A 3,239-nucleotide genomic window follows, 5' to 3' on the forward strand; every position below is an offset into this window, starting at 1 on the left:
GGCCAGAAGACGGCCAAGGAGGCGGCCGACGCGTGGGCCGCGTTCCTGACCAAGGAGCAGCAGGACTGGCTGGCTAAAAATAAGAAGTAGGCGCAGGCTTTTTCCTTCTCCCCGTTTCACGGGGAGAAGGTGACCCGAAGGGCCGGATGAGGGGCAGCGCCCACTCCCGAAAGGTTCGCGCCGCCCCTCATCTGCCTGCCGGCATCTTCTCCCCGTGAACGGGGAGAAGGACGCTGTTTTGCCCGCCGGCACCCATTCACCACCGTAGAGCCAAAACGTATGACCTACGCAGTGTCCGAAATCCGATCCGCCGCCCGGCCGCGCAAGAGAGGGCTGAACAAGACCGCGATCGAGCCCTGGCTCTATCTTTCGCCGGCTATCGTCCTGCTTGTCGTTGTGCTTCTGGTGCCGCTGATCATCGGCATCAGCTATTCGTTCCGCAAATTCTCGGCCTTCAAGTCGGAATATGTCGGGCTCGGCCAGTATCAAACTATGCTCTCGGACGCCGTCCTTGGCCAGGCGCTGATCAACACGCTGTGGTGGACCGTCGCCAGCCTGTTCTTCCAGTTCTTCCTCGGGCTCGGCCTGGCGCTTCTGCTCGACAAGCCGTTCGTCGGCCGCAAGGTGGTGCAGGCGGTGGTGTTCCTGCCCTGGGCGGTGCCGTCCTTCCTCTCCGGCCTCACCTGGGCCTGGCTGTTCAACCCGATCGTCGGGCCGTTGCCGCACTGGTTGTTCGCACTCGGGCTGAAGGCCGAGCCGACCAACATACTGTCCGATCCCGCCACCGCCATGTGGGGGCCGATCATCGCCAACATCTGGTTCGGCATTCCCTTTTTCGCCATCACGCTGCTGGCCGCGCTGAAGTCGATCCCGTCGGAACTGCATGAGGCCGCCGCCATAGATGGCGCCTCGCCCTGGCAACGTTTTACCAAGGTCACGTTGCCGTTCCTGGCGCCGACCATTGTGATCACCGTCATGCTGCGCACCATCTGGATCGCCACTTTCGCCGACCTGATCTTCGTCATGACCGAAGGGGGGCCGGCGGGCTCGACCAGCACGGTGCCGGTCTACATTTATGTCAGCGCCTTCAAGTCGCTGGACAAGGGCTATGCCTCGGCGGTCGCCGTGCTGCTCCTAGTGTTGCTGATCGCCTATGCGGTGGGGCTGATCGCCGTCCGCCGTACCTTGGTGAGGCACGTCTGATGATCGCCGGTCGCTCCACCTCCTCGCGCATCGCCGGCGGCATCGGTCTTTACGGCGCCATCGCCGCCTACATGGTCTTCGCGCTGTTTCCGATCTTCTGGACGCTGAAGATCTCGGTGACGCCGGAACGCCTGCTATACTCCGAAGGCATCACCCTCTGGCCGTCGCAAACGACATTCCAGAACTTCGTCACCGTGCTCGAAGCCTCCGACTTCCCGCGTTATTTCCTCAACAGCGTCATCGTCTCGGTATCGACGGCGGCTTTGGTGACGGTGATCGCCACGCTCGCCGGCTACGCCATGTCGCGCTTCACCTTTCGCGGTAAGGCGACACTGGCCATTCTCCTGCTGCTAACCCAGACCTTCCCGCTGGTGATGGTCATCCCGCCGATCTACCGCATCATGGGCGATCTAGGCCTGACCAACAGCCTGACCGGGCTGATCATCATCTACACCGCCTTCAACACTGCCTTCGCCACCTTCCTCATGCAGTCCTTCTTCGACGGCATCCCGAAGGATCTGGAAGAAGCGGCGATGATCGACGGCTGCACGCGCGCTCAGGCGATGCGCAGGGTGATCGTGCCGCTGACGTTGCCCGGCATGGGCGCCACCCTCGGTTTCGTCTTCACCGCCGCCTGGAGCGAATTGCTATTCGCGCTGATGCTGATCTCCAGCGACGACCAGAAGACCTTCGCCGTCGGCCTGCTCACCTTCATCGGCAAGTTCGCCGTCGACTGGGGGCAGATGATGGCGGCCTCGGTGCTGGCGCTGATCCCGGTCTGCATCTTCTTCGCCTTCCTGCAACGCTATCTCGTCACCGGCCTCACCGCCGGCGCGGTCAAAGGGTAATCAATGGCTTCCGTCACGCTGCAACATGTCGAGAAGGACTATGGCTCGCTACGCATCCTGCACGGCGTCGATCTCGAGATCGCCGATGGCGAATTCGTCGTGTTGGTCGGCCCGTCCGGCTGCGGCAAGTCGACCTTGCTGCGCATGATCGCCGGGCTGGAGGAAGTCTCTGGTGGCGAGATCCGCATTGGCGAGCGGCTGGTCAACGATGTCGCGCCAAAGGACCGCGACATCGCCATGGTGTTCCAGTCCTACGCGCTCTACCCGCATATGGATGTCTCGTCGAACATGGGCTTCAGCCTGTTGTTGAAGAAGGCCGAAAAGGCGACGATCGACGGCAGGGTGGGCGCGGCCGCCAAGCGCCTCGGCCTCGACAGTTTCCTCGGCCGCCTGCCGCGCCAGCTCTCTGGCGGCCAGCGCCAGCGCGTCGCCATGGGCCGCGCCATCGTGCGCGACCCGAAGGTCTTCCTGTTCGACGAGCCGCTGTCGAACCTCGACGCCAAATTGCGCGTCCACATGCGCGCCGAGATCAAGGCGCTGCACCAGCAGCTCAAGACCACCTCGGTCTATGTCACGCACGACCAGGTCGAGGCGATGACCATGGCAGACCGCATCGTCGTCATGCATGACGGCTATGTGCAGCAGGTCGGCCACCCGCTGGAGCTGTACGACCGGCCGGTCAACACCTTCGTTGCCGGCTTCATCGGCTCGCCCGGCATGAATTTCTTGCCGGCGAAGGTCGCCAAGGCCGGCAAGCTCGATGCCGTGCTCGCCGACGGCCAGAAGCTCAGGCTGCCGGACGGGCTGCCTCTGGAGGATAGCGATGCGCTCACCATCGGGCTGCGCCCGGAACACATCAGGCTGGTCGACGATGGCGCGCTCAAGGCGGAGGTCGAGGTGGTCGAGCCGCTTGGCCTGTCGACGCAGTTCTATGTCAGGCTCGCCAACCAGCAGGTCTGCGTCTTCGTCATGGGGCGCAGCAACGTTAGGCCGGGCGACATTGTGCGGCTGTCGGCCGATCCGGCGGCGCTGCATCTGTTCGATCCAAAAGATGGAAACCGGATCGGGTGAGCCGGCCGATCAGCGCCAGTGGAACGCGTCCAGCGTATAGTCGGGGTACGCGCCTTGGCGGTCGAAAAGCGCGCTGAGGTCGTCGACGTCGGCCAATATCCCCGAGCGTACCAGCGC

Annotated in this window: 3 protein-coding genes; all 3 read left to right on the plus strand. The window is 63.5% G+C overall.

Annotated elements, in window-relative coordinates; all coding sequences use genetic code 11:
* Positions 1-279: 279 nt before the first annotated feature.
* From EOA33_RS29235 to ugpC, 3 genes are read left to right on the plus strand one after another with little or no spacing between them, the layout of a single operon-like run.
* The gene (locus EOA33_RS29235; RefSeq protein WP_127407226.1) at positions 280-1,203 is read left to right on the plus strand and encodes a sugar ABC transporter permease; all 924 of its coding nucleotides are present in this window, start codon (positions 280-282) and stop codon (positions 1,201-1,203) included.
* Positions 1,203-2,051, plus strand: a complete 849-nt coding sequence (locus EOA33_RS29240) for a carbohydrate ABC transporter permease (RefSeq protein ID WP_126056877.1) — start codon at positions 1,203-1,205, stop codon at positions 2,049-2,051. Before EOA33_RS29235 ends, EOA33_RS29240 begins: the two co-directional genes overlap by 1 nt.
* A 3-nt stretch (positions 2,052-2,054) precedes the next feature.
* A complete protein-coding gene (gene ugpC / locus EOA33_RS29245; RefSeq protein WP_126056876.1) occupies positions 2,055-3,122 on the plus strand; it encodes a sn-glycerol-3-phosphate ABC transporter ATP-binding protein UgpC in 1,068 nt (355 codons plus the stop codon).
* Positions 3,123-3,239: the final 117 nt, after the last annotated feature.

This window comes from Mesorhizobium sp. M4A.F.Ca.ET.050.02.1.1, from assembly GCF_003997725.1.
In the GTDB taxonomy this organism is placed as follows: Bacteria; Pseudomonadota; Alphaproteobacteria; order Rhizobiales; family Rhizobiaceae; genus Mesorhizobium.